Raw genomic sequence first — 20,478 nt, forward strand, 5'->3', positions numbered from 1 at the left:
AGTGGCGCCGTGACCAGGTTGTGGGGTGTTCGCCCGCGGTGGCGGACTGACGTTCTCGGTGACTTCTTCTGCCCGGGCTGCGGCGGGGACCGCAACTACCGCCGGCAGCACGGCCGGCGGTGGCTGCGGTTGCTGGGGACCCCGGTGCTCCCGCTCGGACCGGTGATCGGCAGCGTGCAGTGCACCAGCTGCCACGGCCGGTACGGCGTCGAGAGCCTCGAACAGCCGACCTGCGTCCGCCTCGGCGGGATGCTGCGGGACGCCCAGTACACCATCGCGCTGGCCCTGCTCGCGGCCGGCGGCACCGCCCACCGGGCGGCCCGCGACGCGGCCTGCGCGGCCGTGCGCGACGCCGGGTTCGAGGACTGCGGCGAGGCCCAGGTGCTGGCCGCGCTCGCCGCCCTCTCCGGGCTCGGCGGCGAGCTCTACGACGCCCACGGGATGGCCGGCGGCCTGGCCGTGGAACTGCACGCCGTGCTCGAACCGCTCACCCCGCACCTCGCCCACCAGGGCCGCGAACGGCTGCTGCTGCAGGGCGCCTCGATCGCCCTGGCCGACGGGCGCTACCTGCCGCAGGAGCGCGAGGCGCTGGCCGCGGTCGGGCGCTGCCTGGACCTGCCGCAGACCCGGGTCGGGGCGCTGCTGGAGGCGGCGACCAGGACGCCGTACCAGTAGGCCCGTCCCGTCGGCCGTCACGTCACCGGCGCCTCGTGCGCCCTGCGCCACCCGCGCCTCCCGTGGACCATCTCCGGAATCCCCCACAGAACGGGCCCCGAACCCCACACTCCGGGCCCGCCGTGACCCGCACCGCGGTGGCCCCCCACGGCCCCGGTGCGGGCAACACGGCTGTCCGTCGCGGTCCGCGGCTGGGGGACAATGGACCGCATGAGTCTTTTCCGGGACGACGGCGTCGTGTTGCGGGCGCAGAAGCTCGGCGAGGCCGATCGGATCATCACCCTGCTGACCCGCCAGCACGGCAAGGTGCGGGCGGTGGCGCGCGGGGTGCGGAAGACCAAGTCCAAGTTCGGTGCCCGCCTGGAGCCCTTCTCGCACGTGGACGTGCAGTTCTTCAGCCGGGGGAGTGAGTTGATCGGCCGCGGGTTGCCGCTCTGCACCCAGGTGGAGACCATCGCGCCGTACGGCGGTTCGATCGTCACCGACTACGGCCGCTACACCGCGGGCACCGCGATGCTGGAGACGGCCGAGCGCTTCGCCGAGAACGAGGGCGAGCCCGCCGTCCAGCAGTACCTGCTGCTGGTGGGCGGGCTGCGGACGCTGGCGGCGGGGGTGCACGAATCGCACCTGGTGCTCGACGCCTTCCTGCTGCGCTCGCTCGCGGTGAACGGGTACGGCGCGAGCTTCACCGACTGCGCCAAGTGCGGCCTGGAGGGGCCGAACCGTTTCTTCTCGCTCCCGGCGGGCGGGGTCCTCTGCCCGGACTGCCGAGTGCCCGGATGTGCCGTACCCTCCCCTGAGACACTGGTACTGCTCGGGGCGCTGCTGTCAGGGGACTGGCGGACGGCCGACGCCTGCGAGCCCCGGTACTGGCGGGAGGGCAGCGGCCTGGTCGCGGCCTATCTGCAGTGGCACCTGGAGCGGGGCATCCGCTCGATGAGATACGTGGAGAAGTGAGCACATGGCAGCGCGACGGCTCTTCGGCGGCGGCAAGCAGCGGGCGTACGCGCCCCCGACCCCGCACCCCAGCGGTGCACAGCCCCCGAAGATCCCCGGCGAGCTGGTCCCCGGCCACGTCGCCATCGTGATGGACGGCAACGGCCGCTGGGCCAAGGAGCGCGGGCTGCCCCGCACCGAGGGTCACAAGGTCGGCGAGTCGGTGGTGCTGGACGTCCTCGCGGGCGCCATCGAGCTCGGGGTCAAGAACATCTCGCTGTACGCCTTCTCGACCGAGAACTGGAAGCGCTCGCCCGACGAGGTGAAGTTCCTGATGAACTTCAACCGGGACGTCATCGCCCGCCGCCGCGAGGAGATGGGCGCGATGGGCGTGCGGATCCGCTGGGCCGGCCGGATGCCCAAGCTGTGGAAGAGCGTCGTCCAGGAGCTGCAGGTCGCCGAGCAGCACACCAAGGAGAACGACGCCGTCACGCTCTACATGTGCGTCAACTACGGCGGCCGGGCCGAACTGGCGGACGCGGCGCAGGGGATCGCCCGTGACGTCGCCGCCGGGAAGCTGGACCCGAAGAAGGTCAACGAGAAGACCCTCGCCAAGTACATGTACCACCCGGACATGCCGGACGTGGACCTCTTCCTGCGCCCCAGCGGCGAGCAGCGCACCTCCAACTTCCTGCCCTGGCAGTCGGCTTACGCCGAGTTCGTGTTCCAGGACGTGCTCTGGCCGGACTTCGACCGCCGCGACCTGTGGCGCGCCTGCGAGCAGTACGCGATGCGCGACCGGCGCTTCGGCGGGGCGATCCCGAACGAGCTGCCCGCCCCGCGGCCGTCCCAGCGCTGAGGGCCGTACGGCGACGCGGAAGGACCCACCGGGCAGATCCCGGTGGGTCCTTTCCGTTGCCGCCTCGCGGCCGGCCGGCTCAGGCCTTCTTGGCGCACTCCGCGCAGGTGCCGAAGATCTCCAGCGTGTGCGCGATGTCACTGAAGCCGTGCTCGGCGGCGACCGAGTTGGCCCAGCGCTCCACCGCCGGGCCCTCCACCTCGACGGTGGCGCCGCAGTGCCGGCAGACCAGGTGGTGGTGGTGCCCGCTGCTGCACCGGCGGTAGACGGCCTCGCCGTCGGCGGTGCGCAGCACGTCCACCTCACCGGCGTCCGCGAGCGACTGCAGGGTGCGGTACACCGTGGTCAGACCGACGGAGTCCCCGCGGTGCTTGAGCAGGTCGTGGAGCTCCTGCGCGCTGCGGAAGTCCGCGATCTCGTCCAGGGCGGCCGAGACGGCGGCACGCTGCCGGGTCGAGCGGGCGCGCGGCGACGGGCCTGCGGTGGTCACCGTGGGTCCTCCTGGGGTCGTGGGCGTCTCGCACATCATTGTGCCAGCCCGGCCCGCCGCTCAGGTGTGGTCGTGTCGGAGGAAGTCCGCTCCGGCCCCCGGACCGGCGGTCGGCCGTCGCAGACCTTCGGTCCGTGCTCGGTGTTCCCGCGGTGCCGGCGCCGGGCGAGCGGTGCGGCGAGCGCGCTGAACACGGCGAACACCGCGATGGCGAGCAGCACGATGGCCGGGCCGGAGGGCACGTCGAGGTGGTAGGAACCGGTGACGCCGGCCAGCGAGACGACCACGCCGAGCGCGATCGAGGCGGCCTGGGTGGCGGCGAAGGAGCGGGTGAGCTGCTGGGCGGCGACCACCGGGACCACCATCAGGGCGCTGACCAGCAGCAGCCCGACCACCCGCATGGCGACGGTCACGGTGACCGCGGCCATCACGGCGAGCAGCAGGTTGAGGGTGCGCACCGGCAGCCCGGTGACCCGGGCGAAGTCCTCGTCCTGGCAGATCGCGAAGAGCTGGCGGCGCAGGCCGACGGTGACCGCGATGACGACCGCGCCGAGCACCGCGATCGCGGCCAGGTCGGCGGGGGCGACGGTGAGGATCGAGCCCCACAGGTAGCTCTCCAGCGAGCCCGAGCCGGCCTCGGCGGAGAGCGAGACGAGCAGCTTGCCGCAGGCCATGCCGCCGTAGAAGAGCATCGCGAGGGCGATGTCGCCGCGCTGGTTGCCGCGCGAGCGGACCAGCTCCATGGTGACGGCGCCGAGCACGCAGACCAGCACGGCCATCCAGACCGGGCTGGTCTGGAAGATGAAGCCGAGGCCGACGCCGGTCATCGCGACGTGGCCCATGCCGTCGCCCATCAGGGCCTGGCGGCGCTGCACCAGGTAGATGCCGACGGCCGGGGCGGTGATCCCGACCAGGACGGCGGCGAGCAGGGCGCGCTGCATGAAGTCGTAGGACAGCATCTCGGTCATGCGAGCAGCCTCGGCGGGGTCAGGTCGGCGTGCGGGTGGACGTGGTCGTGGCCGGGCAGCGCGTGCAGGCCGGTCTCGGGGACGGGCGGGCCGTCGTGGGCGACGCAGCCGTCCCGCAGGACGACGGTGCGGTCGATCAGCGGCTCCAGCGGCCCGAGTTCGTGCAGGACGAGGAGGACGGCGGAGCCGCGGCCGACCTCGGAGCGCAGGGTGTCGGCGAGCACCTGCTGGCTGGCGGCGTCCACCCCGGCCATCGGCTCGTCCATGATCAGCAGGTCGGGGGAGCCGACCAGGGCGCGGGCGATCAGCACCCGCTGCTGCTGGCCGCCGGACAGGTCGGCGACGCCGTCCCCGGCCCGCTCCAGCATGCCGACGGCGGCCAGCGCGCGGTCCACCGCGGCGCGGTCCTTGCGGCGGAACGGCAGCAGCCGGTGCTGCGGCAGCCGTCCGGTGGAGACCACCTCGCGCACGGTGGCCGGGACGCCGGAGGCGGCGGTGGTGCGCTGCGGGACGTACCCGATGCGGTGCCAGGCGCGGAAGGAGCCGTACGGGGTGCCGAACAGCTCCAGGGTGCCGTGCTCCAGCGGGACGGAGCCGATCACGGTCTTGACGGTGGTCGACTTGCCGGAGCCGTTGGCGCCCAGCAGGGCGACGACCTCGCCGGGCTGGACGGTGAGGTCGACGCCGCGCAGCACCGGCCGGCCGCCGCGCGAGGCGACGGCGTCACGGAGGCGGACGGCCGGGGGTATCGGGTGCGTCATGGTGCTTCCCGTCAGCTGGTGGCGGCAGGGGTGGTGGCGTCGGGGGCGCCGGTCGGGGTGGCTGCGGGGGTGCCGGCCGCGGGCGCGTCGGCCGGGGTGGCCGTGGCGCCGAGGGCGGCCTGGAGGTTGGCCAGGTTCTGCTTCATGACGGTGAGGTAGTTCTCCTTGGAGGGGTCCTTGACGCCCTCCAGCGGGTCCAGCACGGCGGTCTTGAGGCCGAGGTCCTTGGCGACGGTGTCGGCGAGCTTGGGGCTGACCAGGGTCTCGAAGAAGATCGTGGTGACGCCGTTGTCCTTGGCGGCCTTCTGCACGGCGGCGAGGCGGGCCGGGGTGGGCTCGGACTCCGGGTCGACGCCGTTGATGGCGACCTGGGTGAGGCCGTAGTGGTCGGCGAGGTAGCCGAAGGCGGCGTGGCTGGTGACGAAGGTCTTGGTCCTGGTGTCCTTCAGGCCGGCCCGGAAGTCCTGGTCGAGCGCGGTGAGCTTGGTGACCAGCTCGTCGGTGTTCTTCTTGTAGTCCTCGGCGTGGGCCGGGTCGGCCTTGGCGAACTCGTCGCCGACGCTCTTGGCGATCGCCGCGTAGCGGGTCGGGTCGAGCCAGATGTGCGGGTCGCCGGCCGGGCCCTCGTGCTTGTGGCCGTCGGCGGCGTGGCCGTCCCCGGCGCCTTCGTCGGTGCCCTCGTCGAGGTGGTGGTCGACCAGCGGGCTGGCGGCGGTGGCGTCGATCCGGTGCTTGCTGGACGACTGCGCGACGGCCTGGTCGACGGTGGGCTGCAGGCCCTTGAGGTAGATGATCGCGTCGGCCTTCTGGACGGTGCCGACCTGCTTGGCGGTGAGCTCCAGGTCGTGCGGCTCGACGCCGGCGGCGGTGAGGTCGGTGACCGCGACGTGCTCCTTGCCGATCTGCTGGGCCAGGAACTCCATCGGGTAGAAGGAGGCGACGACCTTCAGCCTGCCGTTGCCACTGTCGGCGCTGCTGCTGCCTCCGCAGGCGGTGAGGGCGAGGGCGGAGGCGAGGGCGGTGGCGGCGATGGCTATGGAGGTGCGGGTACGTCGTCCGATCATCATGACAATCATTCTCATCTCACATGGAAATGATTGTCAACTCACTCGAATGGGTGAACGGCAGGTGGCGGAGAGTGGGGGCGGCCGGACGATACCGATTTGAATCACGTACCCATATGGCCGGTAACCTGAGGTATTCGGGTACGCGCAACCAGCCGTGCCCTGACCGTGCCGTACGTACTGAAGAGAGCACTGTGGCCGCCGACAAGATCGACACGATCGTCAGCCTGAGCAAGCGCCGTGGCTTCGTCTACCCCTGCAGCGAGATCTACGGCGGCACGCGTGCCGCCTGGGACTACGGGCCGCTGGGTGTCGAGCTCAAGGAGAACATCAAGCGCCAGTGGTGGCGCGCGATGGTACAGGCCCGTGAGGACGTCGTCGGTCTCGACTCGTCGGTGATCCTCGCCCGCGAGGTCTGGGAGGCCTCCGGCCACGTCGCCACCTTCAACGACCCGCTGACCGAGTGCCTTTCCTGCCACAAGCGCCACCGGGCCGACCACCTGGAGGAGAAGTACGAGGCCAAGCACGGCTTCCCGCCGCCGAACGGCCTCAAGGACGTCAACTGCCCCGACTGCGGCACCAAGGGCCAGTTCACCGAGCCCAAGGACTTCTCGGGCATGCTGAAGACCCACCTCGGTGTCACCGAGGAGGCCAGCGGCCTGGCGTTCCTGCGCCCCGAGACCGCCCAGGGCATCTTCACCAACTTCAGTGCCGTCCAGACCACTTCGCGCAAGAAGCCGCCGTTCGGCATCGCCCAGACCGGCAAGAGCTTCCGCAACGAGATCACCCCCGGCAACTTCATCTTCCGGACCCGCGAGTTCGAGCAGATGGAGATGGAGTTCTTCGTCAAGCCGGGCGATGACGAGCAGTGGCACGAGTACTGGCTGCAGCAGCGCTGGGACTGGTACGTCGGCCTCGGCCTGCGCACCGAGAACATGCGCTTCTTCGAGCACCCGAAGGAGAAGCTCTCCCACTACGCCAAGCGCACCGTGGACATCGAGTACCGCTTCAACTTCGGTGGCAGCGAGTTCTCCGAGCTGGAGGGCGTCGCCAACCGCACCGACTACGACCTGCGGGTGCACAGCGAGGCCTCCGGCAAGGACCTCCGGTACTTCGACCAGGAGTCCGGCGAGCGCTACTTCCCGTACGTCATCGAGCCGGCGGCCGGCCTCAACCGCGCCATGCTGGCCTTCCTGATCGACGCCTACTTCGAGGACGAGGCGCCGAACGCCAAGGGCGTCATGGAGAAGCGCGTCGGCATGCGGCTCGACCCGCGCCTGGCCCCGGTCAAGGTCGCCGTCCTGCCGCTGTCGCGCAACGCCGACCTCTCCCCGAAGGCCCGCGGCCTGGCCGCCGACCTGCGCACCGCGTGGAACGTCGAGTTCGACGACGCCGGCGCCATCGGCAAGCGCTACCGCCGCCAGGACGAGATCGGCACGCCGTTCTGCGTCACCGTCGACTTCGACACCCTCGAGGACAACGCGGTGACCGTCCGCGACCGCGACACCATGTCGCAGGAGCGCGTCTCGCTGGACCAGGTCAAGGCGTACCTCGGTGCCCGCCTGATCGGCTGCTGAGTCGGGTCCTTTCGGGTAGCCCCCGTCCGCCCTTCGGGGTGGGCGGGGGCTCCTCGCTTTCCGGGTGTTCCGCGGCTACCGCCATCCCCAACGGGAGCGGGGGGCCGCGGGCGGGGTCGTCGACAGGCCGGCCGCGCGGAGGGCGGCGAGGGTGGTGCGGTGGCGCGGGCCGTCGGCGAGCAGCGCGACCAGCAGCTGCCCGTACAGCTCCCGGCTGCCGGCCTCGTCCAACGCCGAGGCCAGGCGCACGAGTTCGGCCGGCGGGCGGAGCGCCGTCAGTTCCTTCAGCAGATCGGTGGTCAGCGCCGGCGGCAGCTCGGCGGCGAGCGCGGCGAGGTCCGCGGTGGGCCGGCCGGCGGCCTGGCGCAGCAGGGTCCGGACGTCGCCGGGGCGCCCGTGCTGCTGGAGGCAGGCGGCGAGGGAGGTCAGCTCGGGCGTCGGCGCCGAGCCCCACTCCCAGAGCAGCGTCGCGCCGTCGGCGTTCTGCCCGGCCTGCTCCAGCGCGGCGAGGAGCCCCGGGACGGAGGTCGCCGGGTAGGCCCAGAAGGCGTGGAACAGTGCGGCGGCCTCCTCGGCCAGGCCCAGCTCGCGTAACTCCGTCAGGACGGCGACCGCGTGTTCCGCCGTGAGACGGGCGGCGCTCCGGGCCAGGTGCAGGGAGGAGCCGGTCGGGCCGTACTGGGCGAGCATGCCGACCAGCAGGGCGGCGTCGGCGGGGGCGAGGCGGGCGGCCGCCTGGTCGAGCAGCTCCGCCTCCGCGGCGAGGGCCCCGGCGCGGTGGAGGGTGGTGATCCGCTCGGTGAGGGCGCCGATGTCGGGGCGGGCGGGCGGTGGCGGGGCCTTCGGCGGGGTGGGGGCCGGCTCGGGCTCGTGGTGGTGTTCGAAGTGGTGCTGGTCTTGCTGATGGTGCTGGTGTTGCTGGTGGTGCTGCGGTGGTTCCTGCTGCTGTTCGTGTCTGAGGCGGATCTCCAGTGCCTCCAGCTGGTTGCTGATCTGGAGGCAGCGGGCTCCCAGCCCCTCGCGGAGGGTGCGGGCCTGGGCGAGCTGCCGCAACAGCTCGCCGTCCGGCCTGCTGCGCCCCGGGTTCGCCCGGATCGCCTCGTTCAGTCGCCGTTCACGCTGACTCGCGTAGCGGCTCGCGCGGAGTAACTCGTCCAGCTCCGCGCGGAGTTCGGCGGCTCTTTGCTCGCCCTCCAGCTGCTGGCCTGCGGATTGTGCCGTCGGCCGCATGCGCATGATCGCCCCAACCTGTCCATCCAGACCCTGACTGCAGGACATCCTGGCGTTGGTATGTGGCGGGGGAGTTAAGAGCGCACGACCAGTCGTGCCCGAGTGGTGTCAAGGAGCGCGCAGACGGCGGTCGCGGCAAGAAGTGCGCCGGTCGCGCTCCGCAGCAGCGTCGCCTCGTAGTAGGGCCCCGGGAGGAGGGCGGCCACGACGCAGCCGACCGCCGCACCGGCGACGGCGGGAAGCAGGAGCCGTACGGTGTCCCGCCGGGCGGCCGCGCCCAGCACCACCAGGCCCGCCAGTGCGGCGAGTCGGGGCGTGGCGAAGGTCTGCGCGTAGCGGATCGCCAGGGCGGGGACGAGGAAGAGCGCCAGCGCCCGGCCGATGGTCGCGGTGAGCGTGGTGAGGTACGGGCCGGTCGGTGAGGTCGCGGAGCGGCGGAGCAGGTGGGTCGCGGCGAGGACCGCCGACGCGGCCGCGGCGGGGAGGACATGGCTGCCGAGCCGGGCCAGGTTGTAGAGCAGCACGGTGTCGTACAGCACCAGCATCAACTGGCCGTACGCCCACAGGTCGAGCGCGAAGAGGAACGGGTTGCCGCGGGCGGGGCGGTCGGCAACGGGCTCGCGCCGGGCCGGCCAGGCGATCAGCGGCGGCGTGACCACGGCCGAGAGCACGCGCAGCACCAGGTCGTCCACCGTGTACGGGTTCCGCAGGTCCCACTCGATCGCGCAGAACGCCACCGTGTACGAGGCAGCGGCGAGCGGGATCAGCGGCGAACCGGCCAGCCGGACGTACAGGTCGCGGTCCAGCCGCCGGACGACGGAGACGAACGCCAGCAGGACCAGCGGCAGTTCGAGGAAGGCCTGCACCCGCAGGACGGAGGGCGCCAGCAGCTCCGGCGCCGGGAAACGGTCGGCGAGGGAGCCGAGGCGGGGGACGTCGAACCAGCCCGGCGGCAGGTAGCGGGCGACGAAGGAGGCGTCCCCGCCGTGCACCCGGTTCACATAGACGGCGGACAGGACCTGGTTGAGGAAGACCAGCGCGACGACGGCCGCGAGCACCGCCTCCGGGCCGATCCCGCCCGGGCGGCCGGTGCGGCCCGGCGGCCGGGGCTCGGCCCGCAGCACCCTGGGCGCCAGGACCAGGGAGGCGGCGGCCGAGACCACCACCGCCCCGTTCAGCAGCGGCGCGACGCTGCTCACGCGGCCAGCCGCGCCCGCGCCTCCATCAGCGCGAAGCCCAGCAGGTTCAGCCCGCGCCACTCGGCGGGCTGCTGCGCCCGGATGTCGTCGGCCGCCAGCCCGATGCCCCAGATCCGGTCCATCGGGCTGGCCTCCACCAGCACCCGGCCGCCGGTGCCCAGCAGGTACGCGCGCAGCGTCTCGTCCTGCCCGAACTTGGCGACGTTGCCCGCCACCACCAGCTCGAACCGCCCGGCCACCCAGACCTCGTCGTCGAAGTCCTTCACCAGCCGGCCCAGCTTCTTCGCCTCGGCCGGCGTCGCGGCCGCCAGTACCTGCTCCGCGATGGCGTCGTCCCCGAACATCCGGGCCTTGCCGGCCATCATCCAGTGCTCGGCGGACGCGTACGTCACCCCGTCGACGGTGAAGTCCCCGGGCCACCACTGGCTCAGGCACTCCTGCCGGGTGCCGCCACCCTTACGGGCCGTGTGCCCCCAGAACATCACCCACTTCGGGTGCACCCCGTCGGCCATCAGCGCCGCCAACTCCTCACGGCTCCGGACGTCGGCCGGGTTCCCCACGCGCATCTCGCTCATATCGTCATAGTGACACAAAGGGGTCGTGGCCGCGAACCCTTTGATTACGGCGTAACGCCTGCGAGGGGGTGGCCCGGCTTCTAGGATTTCCGCACGCAGACAGGGGCATCGCGGGACGGGCGGGGATGGAACGGAACGACATCCACAACGAGTTCGGTGGCGGTACGGTCGGGAACCTGACCCAAGCGGGCGTCTTGAACCAGCACTACTACCAGAACGGATCGCCCGGCGGAGCGCAGCAGCTCGGCCTCTGGGCGGACAAGGTCTGGGATTCCCCGGCCTGGCACAAGGTCCCCGCACAGCACGCCGCCGAGCCGTACCGGCAGGGCGCAGCGATCGTGGCTGCCCGCCTCCAGGCGCGCCATGAGAACGCACAGCGGATGCTGGCGGCCGACCCCTGGCAGGACCCGGGCTACGGCCTGCGCTTCCTGGAGCAGGCTGAGAAATACCTGCCGCCGGATCTGTACCCGGCCGAGGCCGCGCTGCTGCTCCTGGTGCCGCTCATCCACCACGTCCACCAGGCGGAAACGGCCGTATGGCATCGCGCCGTCGATCCGACGAATCTGGACCAGGACCCGTCGGCGACCGGTGATCGGTCGTCCTATCAGCGGACCCTGGGGGACTACGGCACCCTGCTGGGCCGGGTGCCGCGCCGCCCGGAGGGGCGCGAGCCGATCGGATGGTGGCTGTACCACCGCTGGTTGCGGGTCCACTGCGGTGTGGCGCTGGACAAGAAATTTCCGGAGTTCGTCGACCAAATCGTGCCGATCGGATCTGTGCTGAAGGATGCCCTGGACCCGGCGCGGCTGCGGAAACTGTTGTACGGCCTGCAGCGCGGCCCGGACGTCTGCTCGACGGAACACCTCGACGAGCTCAAACCCGAGCAGTCGCTGCGCGGTTCAGGCCGGCAGCTCGTCCGCGAGCGGCGGCTCGCCCTGCTCCTCGCGCTCGCCAGCGGGATGGCCATCGAGCTGACGGCGCTGCCGGACATCATCGTCGACCACGTGGGCATCCCCGAGGCGGTGGAGCCGGATCAACTGCGGGAGACCCTGGACCACTTCTCCTGGGGTGGCTCGGACGTGCTGCCTGTGCTCAGCGCCGTCTACCACCATGGCGCGGTGGAACAGGCGTTGGAAGAGCACATCGCCAGGCTCGACGAGATGCTGCACGGCATCCAGCGGGCGATCCCGGACAGGGTCACCAGCGCCATGCCGGAGCTGCCGCGACGGCTCTCGACGACCGACGTCCAGGCCTCCGATTCGAAGATCGTCAACTGGGCCAAGTTCCGCCTGGACGAGCGTCGGGTGCGGGACATGCTGATGGGCACCCAGTTGTACAAGGACCGCAATCTGGCTGTCCGTGAGCTCTACCAGAACGCGCTGGACGCCTGCCGCTACCGCCGGGCCCGCACGGACTACCTGCGGGCGGAGGGGCATCCGCTCCAGGAGTACGAGGGCTCCATCACCTTCATCCAGGGGGAGGACGAGGACGGCCGACCCTACCTGGAGTGTGAGGACGACGGGGTCGGCATGGGGGAGGCCCAGCTGCGAGGGGTGTTTTCCCAGGCGGGTGCCCGCTTCGCCGACCAGCCGGCCTACAAGGCGGAGGAGGCGCTGTGGGCTGGCAAGAAGCCCCCGATCAAGCTCTTTCCGAACAGCCGGTTCGGCATCGGGGTGCTCAGCTACTTCATGCTGGCCGACGAGATCCGGGTCACCACGTGCCGGATGGACAGGCGGACGGGGGCGGCGGGAGCGGTCCTTGTGGCCTCGATCTACGGGCCGGGTCACCTTTTCAAGATCGCCGTGGCCGAGCAGGGGACGAAACCCTTCACCCGGGTGCGGCTATACCTCAGGGAGGAGGCGGAGTGGGTCCCGACCTGGTCGTGTGTGGACGTGCTCTGTGAGGTGCTCGGCATCGCGGAGTTCACCACCACGGCGGAGCAGGGAAGCCGGATCGAGAAGTGGGAGCGAGGCGTTCTCGACTACGCACGATTGGTCGGCTATCCGAAGCGGACCGCGCCTTGGGCTGAGGCTCCGCGCGACGTGGACGTGCAGTGGTGCGACGGCAATGGCGTCTTGATGGTGGATGGGCTGGTCGTCAAGCCACCGCCCGAACCCAGCCTTCTGAGCGTGGGAGGCGATCATCCTTATGGCCTGGTCATCAACTTGCGCGGGCCCTATGCGCCGGTGCGCCTCTCGGTCGACCGCGCGCAGGTGTTGGATGGTCTTCCTGCCGGCACATCCGGTCTGATCGATCAGGCGGCGAGGGCGCTGGTTGTCGACCCGGTTCGATTTGTCTCGTTCGACTGGTTGGCAAGGGTAGTGAGGGGGAGCCCCCAGCTCGCGGACGCCATCGCGCAGGTTTTCGCTGATGCCGGTATGTCAATGAGGCGCGAAGGTGTGAGTGTCGACCTGCGGTCGATGGGTGTTTTCGATCCGGATGCCGACCTCGCAGTACTCCTCCTCCCGGGAAGGCGGACCGGTCGAACCGGCCGGCCGGTCGACATGCCCAACCATCTCTTTCTGTGGCGGATCCTTGCTCATGGTTCGAGTGAACTCCGCGATGAGCTCGTGCGCTTGGTGCCGGAGGTTTCTGACCTCGCGGGTCTGTTGCGCGCGTGTCCATCGGACAGGAACCTGTCCACGGACGGAGGACACACGCCGGGCGCGCTCTCCGCTGTCTACGGCCATGCCCGACGCACCGGCCGTGATCCGTACGAGGTTGCTCTCAGGGCGAGAGCGCTCGGAGCGATCGACAAGGACCCAGCGGGGTTCCTGCACGCTGGGTCCTGCTCGTTTCGTCAGGAGGCGGCGCTCCTCGAAGCCGCGGATGGGGGAAGGGCACCGTCTGACGGGAGTATCCGGACCGCCGATCTCGTACGCGTTCATCACGCCCTGGGCGTCGGACTGGTGGAGGCCGCTGCTCGCCTTCGTCGCTACGGGTTCGACGTCCCGAATGGTCCGCAGGGCGAGGATCTCCTCACGCAGGAAACCTTGCGGCTCCTGAGCACGGACCAGACGATCAAGCGCGGCAACTGGCTGGACCTCGATGAAGCGATTCCACCGGGCCACGTACTTCAGGCCGCTAGCACCCTGAAACTTGAGGCCGTCGACATCGTCAGACGGCTGGAAGCACTGGGGGGCCGAGTGGAGTCCTTGCGAAGCCCCGTCGAGCCGGACGAGGACCTCCTCAGGTTGCTCAGCAGGGACCTGGACGGTCAGTGGCCTTGGCTCAGCATGGCGTCCACGGTGCCTCCGGGGCATCTGCTCGCCGCCGCCGACGAATTCGGGGTGGCGGCGGAGTCGGTCGCCGAGAGCTTGTCGGCCCTGGGCTTCCGCGTACTGCCTTTGCCGGAGCGGCGGGAGCCCCAGGACCGTGAGATCCTGGGGCGTCCGGACCTTCATGGCGGAGACCAGGTCTTTCCGGATGTCCCCATCCCGTTCGCGCAGCTGATCAGTGTGGTCGCGGATTCCGATGTCTCGCATGCTGTGGCAGTGGATCGGCTGGCTGCTTATGGGATCCTCACGGGGTTGACATTTCCTGAGGAGCCGGAAGACCTGGACCGGGCCCTCTTGTCCGAGGGCGTCTCCTGGTTCGCCGGGGTGTCGGTCGGTCAGGTGGTCCCGCTCAATCGCGTGCTTGTCACGGCGGGTGAATTCGGCGTGTCGCTTGGCGAGATCACTTCGCGCTTGGCCACGTACGGTGTCCCCCTGAGCAGGGCAGAACTTCCCCAAGGACTGGATCCTTACAGGGCCGTGTTGCTGGGGAATGTGGACAAGGACACCGCCGCGTCGTTGCCTCACCTCGTACTGGCCTCCCGCCAGGCCCAGATGTCCCTCGCTGAAACGGCGCACTGGCTGCGCGAACTGGGCGTCGACGTGCCCGACGTCGCCGAGATGATCCGCGCAGCCCTGGCCCGGGTGCCTCGGGAGATTCCCTCGGTCAGGCCTTAGCGGCCAGTTCCAGGAAGCGGTGGCCGAGTTCGGTCACCTCGTCGGCCGTCCATTCCTGGGCGGGGCCGGCGAGGCTGACTTCGGCCATGGCGAGGCCGGGGGCGGCGTCCTGCCAGTAGGGGAGGAACCAGGTGCCCTCTTGCTCGGCGAGGGCCAGGTGGGCGGCGTTGAGGGCCTTGGCGGGGTGGGGGAGCCAGAGTTGGAACTCGTGTGTCGGCGGGACCTCCGGGTACACGCGGGCGCCGGGGAGTGCGGCCAGGGCCGGGATGAGGGTCGTCGCAGCATGGCGGGTGTAGTCGGCGAGGTGGGGGAGGACGGTGTCCAGGCCGTCGAGGGCGGCGAGGGCGGCGGGCCACTGCTGGAAGAGTTGGCCGCCGTAGCGGTGGCGCCAGGTGCGGGCGTAGGCGGTGAGGCCGGCGTCTCCGGCGAGGGCGGCGCCGCTCATGCCGCCGAGGTCCTTGTAGTAGGAGACGTAGACGCTGTCGGCGAGGGCGGCGATCTCGTGGAGCGGCTTGCCGAAGTGGGCGGTGGTGTTCCAGAGGCGTGCGCCGTCGAAGTGCACCCGGGCGTCGGCTTCGTGGGCCGCGTCGACGAGCGCGGTGAGTTCGTCCCAGGTGGGGAGGAGGTAGCCGGGGTCGCGGAGCGGGAGTTCGACGGTCAGGGTGCCGAACGGTTCGCCGAGTGCGGTGAGTTCGGCGGGCGTGGGCTGGCGGTGTTCGGTGGTGGGCCAGAGGCCGCGCAGGCCGGTGAGCTGGGTGTAGGCGTGGCGCTCGTGGCGTTCGATGTGGCTGAGCGGGTGGAGCACTACAGCGGGGTTGCTGGTCTGTTCGGCGTGGTGGCGGAGGGCGACCTGCTGGGCCATGGTGCCGGTGGGGAAGAAGACCGCGTCCTCGTGGCCGAGCAGGGCCGCGGTCCGTTCCTCCAGCTGCCGGACCGGTCCGTCGTTGCCGTAGAAGTCGGGGTGGACGTCCAGGCCGTCCAGGGCGGCGAGCCGGGTGAGCCGTTCGCGGATGGTGGGGAGGCGGTCGCCGGAGAGGAACCGCTTGCAGGTGGTACGGGCCGCGCGTCGCCGGTGGAGCTCGCTCTGGTCATCGGTCATCCGGTGATTGTCGGACCGGCGAGCGGGCCGGGCCAACTGCTTTTCCCGGGAGGTCCTCAGCACTCCACGGGTGCGGGGTGGCCCGGGTTGAGCACCAGGCGTTCCTCGGCCGGTCCGTCGCCTCGGTGGACGGACACGCGGTACTCGCCGTCCCGCCGTCGTTGATCCGGGACAGGCGGAGGCCCCCTGTTCACTCGGCCTGCCAGATCAAGCCCGGCCCGTAGTCGCTGTCGTACACGACGGTGGTGACCTCGTCATTCGCGGGCTGTGTCGGGCGTCGGGTGTCGGCGCTGGATGGCGCTGCTGAGTGCGGAGTTGAGCAGCAGGGTGACGGCGCAGAGGACGAGGAGGAAGAGCAGTTCGGCCAGGCCCGGGTGGTGGTGGCGCACGGGGTGGGAGACGAGAGCCCCCGCGCCGGCCCCGGTCGCGACGGAGAAGGCTGCGGCGACGACCAGGGAGGCGCGGGGGCGGGTCGGTGGGGTCATGAGGCAGGGGGAGACCCGAGGTGCTCGGGGCGGGCCGTCCACTCGACGCCGCCGCGCGGCGGGCGGAGGTAGACGATGCGGCCGACGAGGTCCATGACGACGCCGAGCCGCTCGGCGCGGTGGTCGTAGACCAGGTCGCCGGGGGCGGGGGCCGTGACGGCCGGGACGGTCGGCGTGGTCACGAGGGGATCCAGCTCTCCAGCCGGACGCTGATCAACTTCCCGTTGGCGCCGACGACTTTGGCGGGCAGGGGCACGCCGCCGTCCGCGTGGAGCGTGACGGTCGAGCCGGCCTCCGGGTACCAGGGCTGCTGAGCGGCCTGCTCGCGCTGGGCCCGCACCCCGGCGCGGAGGAGGTCGACGATCTGGCGGACGACGGAGGTCGGAGCGGCGCCGAGGTCGATGAGGACGATGCCGGTGACGGAGGCGCACTTCCAGTCGATGCCGGGGGAGGGGAGTTGGGTCCCGGCGTAGGCGAGGGTCGCCTTGAGGTCGTCGAGGGCGTCGGCGGCCTCGCGGCGGTCCTCGGCGGTGATCTTTCTGAGCATGGAAGCCATGGCGCTGCTCCTGAGGGGGGTTTGGGATTTGCCCCACCAGATTGCTATTCACTGGCTACGCTGTGAAGCCAGATCGTCACAGCAGGTTGAACGTAGGATTTGGAGAGCTCGATGTCCAGGCTCGAAGTCCCCCGCGGAATGACTCCTCGCGAGTACTACGGCGCCGAACTGAAGAGGCTTCGGGAAGAATTTGTGCCCCGGATGACGCAGGAACGGCTGGGGGGACTGGTGTTCGTCTCCGGCGGCTACATCGGACAGTTGGAGCAGGCGGTCCGGGTTCCGCAGATCGACCTGTCGCAGCGGATCGACGTGGCTCTCGATACCGGTGGAGCGCTGGAGCGGCTGCACTCTCTGGAGGGCTTCAAGACCTTCTCGGACTACTTCGAGCATGCTTCCGACCACGAGTCCCGGGCGTTGACGATCAGTGAATATGCTGGGCAGATCGTTCCGGGGGTGCTGCAGACCCCTGAGTATGCGCGAGCGATGTTCCTGGATGCGGGATCCGTCTGGACTGACGAGCAGATCGCGACGAATGTCGCCTCAAGAATGGAGCGGGGGCGGCGCATTGCGGGCCCGGACGGTCCCGAACTGTGGTTCATTCTCGATGAGGCTGTGCTTCGGAGGGTGATCGGAAGCCGTCAGATCATGGCTGCCCAGTTGCGGCATATGGAAGAACTGATCAAGCAACGTCGACTGGTACTTCAAGTCGTCCCGTTCGCGGCGGGCTGCCATGCGCTCTCGGGCCTGCTCTGCCTGATGACGTTCGACGATGCTCCGCCCCTCGCGTACAGCGAGTCGGCTTATGCCGGCCAACTGCTCGATGACCCGGAGATGCTGGGCAAGTGTCGTCGCGCTTACGATGTGGCCCGGGCCACTGCGTTGTCATGGCGGGAGTCTCTGGCCTTCATCCAGTCGATCGCAGAGGGATACGAGCGTGGCGGGAACGGACCAGCAGGTGGCTCGGTGGCGAAAGAGTAGCTACAGCAACTCCGACAACGGGTCGTGCGTGGAAGTGGACGACGCCCGCCCCGGTCGTGTCCGCGATTCCAAGGACCCCGACGGCCCCGCCCTCGCCTTCACCCCCGCGGCCTGGCAGTCCTTCGTATCCGCCGTCCGCGCGGGCGAGTTCGGCGCTACCGGCTGACCTCCCCGTCGTCCGCTAGGAGGGGTGGCCGGCCTGGTGCAGCTTCTCCAGGGCCAGCAGGTCGTTGGTGACCATCACCTGGGCCAGGCGCGCGGCGACGGAGATCACGGCGGGCCAGCCGGGCGCGTCCAGGTAGGCCTCGTCGGGGGCGGTGGCGCCGACGGCGTCCTGCACCGCGCCGTAGGCGGTGCCGAGGCGCGCCATGAGCTCGACCTCCTCCTCGGTGCGGAGGCTGTAGCCCAGGCAGGGCGCCGGGTCGTCCGCGTGGCAGAAGTCGTCGAAGAGCACGTGCACGGTGTGGGCGAGGTCTTCGAGGCGTTCCGGGTCGAGCCAGGTCTCCCGCTGCCAGGTCGGGCTGGCCAGTGCCACAACGGCGGGTACGACGTGGAGGCGGTGGTAGGGGAGGGCGATGCCGTGGTCGATCACGGGCCAAGGATAGCCGTGGCGCCCGGCGCTGCTCTCGGCCCCGGTGCCGCTCAGCCCTGGCGGGTGGGACGCCATTGGTAGGTCCTGGGGGCCGTTTCCAGGACCTCGCTGGGCCAGGTTCGTCGGACCCGGTCGAGTCGGTCGTGGTGCTCGTCCGTCCAGTTCTCCTGCGGCCGGATCCACAGCAGCGCGCTGAGGCGGTCGGGATCGTGGATCGTCACGGCGAGGGAGCGGTCCTCGTGCAGGTGGAGGGTGAGACTGGGCCCGCGGTCCCCACCGATGCTCGCGTCCGCGCCGGGGGCGAGGCCGGTCAGCTCCTGCTGCCAGGCGTCGAGGTCGCGTTGGGAGAGATGGAGCTTCAGCCGGGCGTCGACGAAGTCGGCGTGCACCGAGATCTCGGCGCGGAGGATGTCGTGTCCGGTCGGCACACCGGGCTCGGAGCGACCGGTGACGCGAACGGTGCACCGGTCGCCATCGGGGTCCTCCAGGTGGATCAGGTCCACGGCACCTGGTTCGGTCATCGCCGGCCTCGCTTCCTCGTGCTGGTCCGGCGCGCATCCTGCCGCATCACGGGTCCAGCGGGTACCGCGAGGGGGCCAGGGCGTAATCCGGTGGTCCCCGGTTCTGTCGCCCTGTCACCATCCGGGGGTGACGACCTTGTTCCTGATGGTCGGCCTGCCCGGGGCCGGCAAGACCACGAGGGCTCGGCGGATCGCCGAGGAGCGGGGCGCGCTGCGGCTGACGCCCGACGACTGGATGCTGCCGCTGTTCGGGGCGGCGGAGGCGGAGGCGGAGGGGAAGCGGGACGTGCTGGAGGGGCGGATGCTCTGGCTCGCCCTGGAGGCGGTCCGGCTGGGCACCGATGTCGTGGTGGACTACGGCTGTTGGTCGCGGCAGGAGCGGTCCGCGATCCGCTGGCTGGCGGAGGCCGAGGGTGCGTGCTTCCGCATGCTCTATCTGCCGGTGGACGACCGGACCCAGCGTGCCCGGATCGCTCGCCGCTGGGAGACCGCGCCGGATGAGACGTTCCCGATGACCGAGGCGGAGATCCTGGACGGGCGGGCGCACTTCGAGGAGCCCGACGCGGCGGAACTGGCGGGCCTCGGGGCGGTCGAGGGTCCGCCGCCCGGCTGGACGGACTGGCGGGCGTGGGCGGCGAACCGGTGGCCGTCGTTCGGGTGACGGCGGCCACCGCGCGGGGTCAGGCCGCCAGGAGCTCCAGGACCAGCCGGACGGCCTCCGGCACCTCGACGTGGTCGTCCGGGGTGGCGCCGAAGTGCCCGCCGGTGGGCGTGACGACGGCGGTGGCGCCGAGGCCTTCGACGAGCAGGCGGACGTGCTCGGTGGGGTCGGGCTGGTTGACCGGGTCGTCCATGGCCTGGAGGATCCGGAAGTGCCGGGCCGAGCGGCGGATGCGCGCCCAGTCGAACTCGCCGTCGAAGAACGAGGCGAGCGCCTCGTACCCGACCTCGTGGGCGGAGGCCGACACCAGCAGCACGCCCGCGAACACGCCGTCCGCCTCGGGGTCGTGCTGCTCCAGGAAGCGCAGCACGTTGACGGCGCCGATGCTGTGCCCGACCAGGACGGTGGACCCGGCCGGGCCCGCGGCGAGTGCGGCCTCGCCGTAGGCCTTGCGCCACGGCTCCAGCCGCGGCGCCTCGGTGTCGGGCAGCCGGGGCACGGTGACCCGGTGGCCTGCCTGCGCCAACTGCTCGGTGAGGTACGGGAACCAGACGCTGTCGTCGCTCGCGCCGTAGCCGTGTGCCACCACGATCTCGCTCATGATCGGTCCACTCCCCTGAATTCAAACGATCCGTCGCGTTTCGATTAGAAGGTAGCACGCTGCTAGCGTGAGGAGGTGCCTTCCGGAGAAAACCCCAGCCGAGGAACGGCCGGCCGCCGCACCGGCGGCCGGGTCCGCAGCCAGGACGCCCACGACGCCGTCCTGGCCGCCGCCATCGAGCTCGTCGAGGAACTCGGCTACCAGGCCGTCACCATCGAACGCGTCGCCGCCCGCGCCGACGTCGCCAAGAGCACCATCTACCGCTGGTGGAAGTCGAAGGCGGTCCTCGTCATGGACGCCTACCGCACCGCCGTCGAGCAGCGGATGCCCGAGCCGGACACCGGTTCGCTCGCCGGCGACCTGACCGCGTTCGCCGCCGCCCTGTACGGCGTCACCGCGCACCCCGTCCGGGTCCGTACGCTGCGCGGCCTCATGGCGGAGGCCCAGCTCGACCCCGCCTTCGCCGGGCCCTTCCGGGAGTGGGTGGAGAGCCGGCGTGCCGTCCTGCTCGCCATGCTCTCCCGCGGCGTCCGGAACGGCGAACTCCCGGCCGACGTCGACCTCCAGGCCGCCACCGACCACTTCTTCGGGCTCTTCTGGTACCGCCTCCTGGTCGAGCACCAGCCCCTCGAACCGGTCCTGGCCGCCGGCCACGTCGAGCAGCTGCTGAACGGCCTCGCGCACAGGCGGTGACGGGG

The 20,478-nt window shown here is 70.9% G+C and carries 23 protein-coding genes; 9 read left to right on the plus strand and 14 right to left on the minus strand.

The window, feature by feature from the left end:
* Nucleotides 1-9: 9 nt before the first annotated feature.
* The 3 genes from IE332_RS19480 to IE332_RS19490 all read left to right on the plus strand — a co-directional run bounded on the left by IE332_RS19480 (nt 10) and on the right by IE332_RS19490 (nt 2,470).
* A complete protein-coding gene (locus IE332_RS19480) occupies nt 10-675 on the plus strand; it encodes a TerB family tellurite resistance protein (RefSeq protein ID WP_189918006.1) in 666 nt (221 codons plus the stop codon).
* Between the two features lie 210 nt (nt 676-885).
* A complete protein-coding gene (gene recO / locus IE332_RS19485) occupies nt 886-1,632 on the plus strand; it encodes a DNA repair protein RecO (protein WP_189918008.1) in 747 nt (248 codons plus the stop codon).
* A gap of 4 nt (nt 1,633-1,636) precedes the next feature.
* Complete coding sequence (locus IE332_RS19490; protein WP_189918011.1) at nt 1,637-2,470, plus strand: isoprenyl transferase; 834 nt, start codon at nt 1,637-1,639, stop codon at nt 2,468-2,470.
* Nucleotides 2,471-2,549: 79 nt separating this feature from the next.
* Here IE332_RS19490 and IE332_RS19495 read toward each other — a convergent pair whose 3' ends face one another.
* Genes IE332_RS19495 through IE332_RS19510 form a run of 4 tightly spaced genes read right to left on the minus strand, consistent with a single transcriptional unit; the run spans nt 2,550 to nt 5,765 of the window.
* The gene (locus IE332_RS19495; protein WP_189918013.1) at nt 2,550-2,960 is read right to left on the minus strand and encodes a Fur family transcriptional regulator; all 411 of its coding nucleotides are present in this window, start codon (nt 2,958-2,960) and stop codon (nt 2,550-2,552) included.
* A 35-nt stretch (nt 2,961-2,995) separates the two neighbouring features.
* Nucleotides 2,996-3,928 carry a metal ABC transporter permease gene (locus tag IE332_RS19500; RefSeq protein WP_189918015.1) on the minus strand — a complete coding sequence of 311 codons (933 nt, stop codon included), beginning with the start codon at nt 3,926-3,928 and terminating at the stop codon, nt 2,996-2,998.
* Complete coding sequence (locus IE332_RS19505) at nt 3,925-4,689, minus strand: metal ABC transporter ATP-binding protein (protein WP_189918017.1); 765 nt, start codon at nt 4,687-4,689, stop codon at nt 3,925-3,927. Before IE332_RS19505 ends, IE332_RS19500 begins: the two co-directional genes overlap by 4 nt.
* A gap of 11 nt (nt 4,690-4,700) precedes the next feature.
* A complete protein-coding gene (locus IE332_RS19510) occupies nt 4,701-5,765 on the minus strand; it encodes a metal ABC transporter substrate-binding protein (RefSeq protein WP_373313774.1) in 1,065 nt (354 codons plus the stop codon).
* A gap of 182 nt (nt 5,766-5,947) precedes the next feature.
* On the opposite strand from IE332_RS19510, the gene IE332_RS19515 reads away from it, so the two are divergent.
* Entirely contained in the window at nt 5,948-7,330 is a 1,383-nt protein-coding gene (locus IE332_RS19515) for a glycine--tRNA ligase (protein WP_189918018.1), read from the plus strand.
* A gap of 75 nt (nt 7,331-7,405) precedes the next feature.
* On the opposite strand, the gene IE332_RS19520 is transcribed toward IE332_RS19515, so the two are convergent.
* From IE332_RS19520 to ybiA, 3 genes are all read right to left on the minus strand, one after another.
* Nucleotides 7,406-8,566, minus strand: coding sequence for a hypothetical protein (locus IE332_RS19520; protein ID WP_189918019.1), 1,161 nt, complete (start codon nt 8,564-8,566; stop codon nt 7,406-7,408).
* Between the two features lie 68 nt (nt 8,567-8,634).
* The gene (locus IE332_RS19525; RefSeq protein ID WP_189918020.1) at nt 8,635-9,759 is read right to left on the minus strand and encodes a hypothetical protein; all 1,125 of its coding nucleotides are present in this window, start codon (nt 9,757-9,759) and stop codon (nt 8,635-8,637) included.
* A complete protein-coding gene (gene ybiA / locus IE332_RS19530) occupies nt 9,756-10,334 on the minus strand; it encodes a riboflavin biosynthesis intermediates N-glycosidase (RefSeq protein WP_189918021.1) in 579 nt (192 codons plus the stop codon). The genes IE332_RS19525 and ybiA overlap by 4 nt, the downstream gene beginning before the upstream one ends.
* A 125-nt stretch (nt 10,335-10,459) precedes the next feature.
* Here ybiA and IE332_RS19535 point away from each other — a divergent pair, with 125 nt between their 5' ends.
* A complete protein-coding gene (locus tag IE332_RS19535) occupies nt 10,460-14,287 on the plus strand; it encodes a wHTH domain-containing protein (RefSeq protein ID WP_189918022.1) in 3,828 nt (1,275 codons plus the stop codon).
* On the opposite strand, the gene IE332_RS19540 is transcribed toward IE332_RS19535, so the two are convergent.
* The 4 genes from IE332_RS19540 to IE332_RS19555 form a co-directional block, all read right to left on the minus strand.
* Nucleotides 14,277-15,386 carry a threonine aldolase family protein gene (locus IE332_RS19540; protein ID WP_189918023.1) on the minus strand — a complete coding sequence of 370 codons (1,110 nt, stop codon included), beginning with the start codon at nt 15,384-15,386 and terminating at the stop codon, nt 14,277-14,279. The genes IE332_RS19535 and IE332_RS19540 overlap by 11 nt on opposite strands.
* A gap of 254 nt (nt 15,387-15,640) precedes the next feature.
* Nucleotides 15,641-15,871, minus strand: a complete 231-nt coding sequence (locus tag IE332_RS19545) for a hypothetical protein (protein WP_189918025.1) — start codon at nt 15,869-15,871, stop codon at nt 15,641-15,643.
* Complete coding sequence (locus IE332_RS19550; RefSeq protein WP_229928727.1) at nt 15,868-16,053, minus strand: hypothetical protein; 186 nt, start codon at nt 16,051-16,053, stop codon at nt 15,868-15,870. Before IE332_RS19550 ends, IE332_RS19545 begins: the two co-directional genes overlap by 4 nt.
* Complete coding sequence (locus tag IE332_RS19555) at nt 16,050-16,427, minus strand: hypothetical protein (RefSeq protein WP_189918517.1); 378 nt, start codon at nt 16,425-16,427, stop codon at nt 16,050-16,052. Before IE332_RS19555 ends, IE332_RS19550 begins: the two co-directional genes overlap by 4 nt.
* A 111-nt stretch (nt 16,428-16,538) precedes the next feature.
* Between IE332_RS19555 and IE332_RS19560 the strand changes: the two genes are divergently transcribed.
* Nucleotides 16,539-17,405, plus strand: a complete 867-nt coding sequence (locus IE332_RS19560; protein ID WP_189918027.1) for a helix-turn-helix domain-containing protein — start codon at nt 16,539-16,541, stop codon at nt 17,403-17,405.
* A 28-nt stretch (nt 17,406-17,433) separates the two neighbouring features.
* The gene (locus tag IE332_RS42400) at nt 17,434-17,571 is read left to right on the plus strand and encodes a DUF397 domain-containing protein (protein ID WP_373313765.1); all 138 of its coding nucleotides are present in this window, start codon (nt 17,434-17,436) and stop codon (nt 17,569-17,571) included.
* A 15-nt stretch (nt 17,572-17,586) separates the two neighbouring features.
* Here the strand turns inward: IE332_RS42400 and IE332_RS19570 are convergent, their stop codons facing one another.
* Complete coding sequence (locus tag IE332_RS19570) at nt 17,587-17,997, minus strand: SCO4402 family protein (RefSeq protein ID WP_189918031.1); 411 nt, start codon at nt 17,995-17,997, stop codon at nt 17,587-17,589.
* A 50-nt stretch (nt 17,998-18,047) separates the two neighbouring features.
* Complete coding sequence (locus tag IE332_RS19575; RefSeq protein ID WP_189918033.1) at nt 18,048-18,518, minus strand: DUF5959 family protein; 471 nt, start codon at nt 18,516-18,518, stop codon at nt 18,048-18,050.
* 127 nt (nt 18,519-18,645) lie between these two features.
* Between IE332_RS19575 and IE332_RS19580 the strand changes: the two genes are divergently transcribed.
* Nucleotides 18,646-19,179, plus strand: coding sequence for a P-loop nucleotide/nucleoside kinase family protein (locus tag IE332_RS19580; protein WP_189918042.1), 534 nt, complete (start codon nt 18,646-18,648; stop codon nt 19,177-19,179).
* 19 nt (nt 19,180-19,198) lie between these two features.
* On the opposite strand, the gene IE332_RS19585 is transcribed toward IE332_RS19580, so the two are convergent.
* Nucleotides 19,199-19,780 carry an RBBP9/YdeN family alpha/beta hydrolase gene (locus IE332_RS19585; RefSeq protein WP_189918051.1) on the minus strand — a complete coding sequence of 194 codons (582 nt, stop codon included), beginning with the start codon at nt 19,778-19,780 and terminating at the stop codon, nt 19,199-19,201.
* Between the two features lie 75 nt (nt 19,781-19,855).
* On the opposite strand from IE332_RS19585, the gene IE332_RS19590 reads away from it, so the two are divergent.
* The gene (locus IE332_RS19590; RefSeq protein WP_189918053.1) at nt 19,856-20,473 is read left to right on the plus strand and encodes a TetR/AcrR family transcriptional regulator; all 618 of its coding nucleotides are present in this window, start codon (nt 19,856-19,858) and stop codon (nt 20,471-20,473) included.
* Nucleotides 20,474-20,478: the final 5 nt, after the last annotated feature.

It is taken from the genome of Kitasatospora xanthocidica, assembly GCF_014656195.1.
Lineage (GTDB): Bacteria > Actinomycetota > Actinomycetes > Streptomycetales > Streptomycetaceae > Kitasatospora > Kitasatospora xanthocidica.

Bases quoted from the DNA above. Each gene is read 5' to 3' on its own strand.
- recO (WP_189918008.1), top strand. From the start codon at position 886: ATGAGTCTTTTCCGGGACGACGGCGTCGTGTTGCGGGCGCAGAAGCTC.
- IE332_RS19490 (WP_189918011.1), top strand. From the start codon at position 1,637: ATGGCAGCGCGACGGCTCTTCGGCGGCGGCAAGCAGCGGGCGTACGCG.
- IE332_RS19500 (WP_189918015.1), bottom strand. From the start codon at position 3,928: ATGACCGAGATGCTGTCCTACGACTTCATGCAGCGCGCCCTGCTCGCC.
- IE332_RS19505 (WP_189918017.1), bottom strand. From the start codon at position 4,689: ATGACGCACCCGATACCCCCGGCCGTCCGCCTCCGTGACGCCGTCGCC.
- IE332_RS19510 (WP_373313774.1), bottom strand. From the start codon at position 5,765: ATGATTGTCATGATGATCGGACGACGTACCCGCACCTCCATAGCCATC.
- IE332_RS19520 (WP_189918019.1), bottom strand. From the start codon at position 8,566: ATGCGCATGCGGCCGACGGCACAATCCGCAGGCCAGCAGCTGGAGGGC.
- ybiA (WP_189918021.1), bottom strand. From the start codon at position 10,334: ATGAGCGAGATGCGCGTGGGGAACCCGGCCGACGTCCGGAGCCGTGAG.
- IE332_RS19535 (WP_189918022.1), top strand. From the start codon at position 10,460: ATGGAACGGAACGACATCCACAACGAGTTCGGTGGCGGTACGGTCGGG.
- IE332_RS19540 (WP_189918023.1), bottom strand. From the start codon at position 15,386: ATGACCGATGACCAGAGCGAGCTCCACCGGCGACGCGCGGCCCGTACC.
- IE332_RS19545 (WP_189918025.1), bottom strand. From the start codon at position 15,871: ATGACCCCACCGACCCGCCCCCGCGCCTCCCTGGTCGTCGCCGCAGCC.
- IE332_RS19555 (WP_189918517.1), bottom strand. From the start codon at position 16,427: ATGGCTTCCATGCTCAGAAAGATCACCGCCGAGGACCGCCGCGAGGCC.
- IE332_RS19560 (WP_189918027.1), top strand. From the start codon at position 16,539: ATGTCCAGGCTCGAAGTCCCCCGCGGAATGACTCCTCGCGAGTACTAC.
- IE332_RS19575 (WP_189918033.1), bottom strand. From the start codon at position 18,518: ATGACCGAACCAGGTGCCGTGGACCTGATCCACCTGGAGGACCCCGAT.
- IE332_RS19585 (WP_189918051.1), bottom strand. From the start codon at position 19,780: ATGAGCGAGATCGTGGTGGCACACGGCTACGGCGCGAGCGACGACAGC.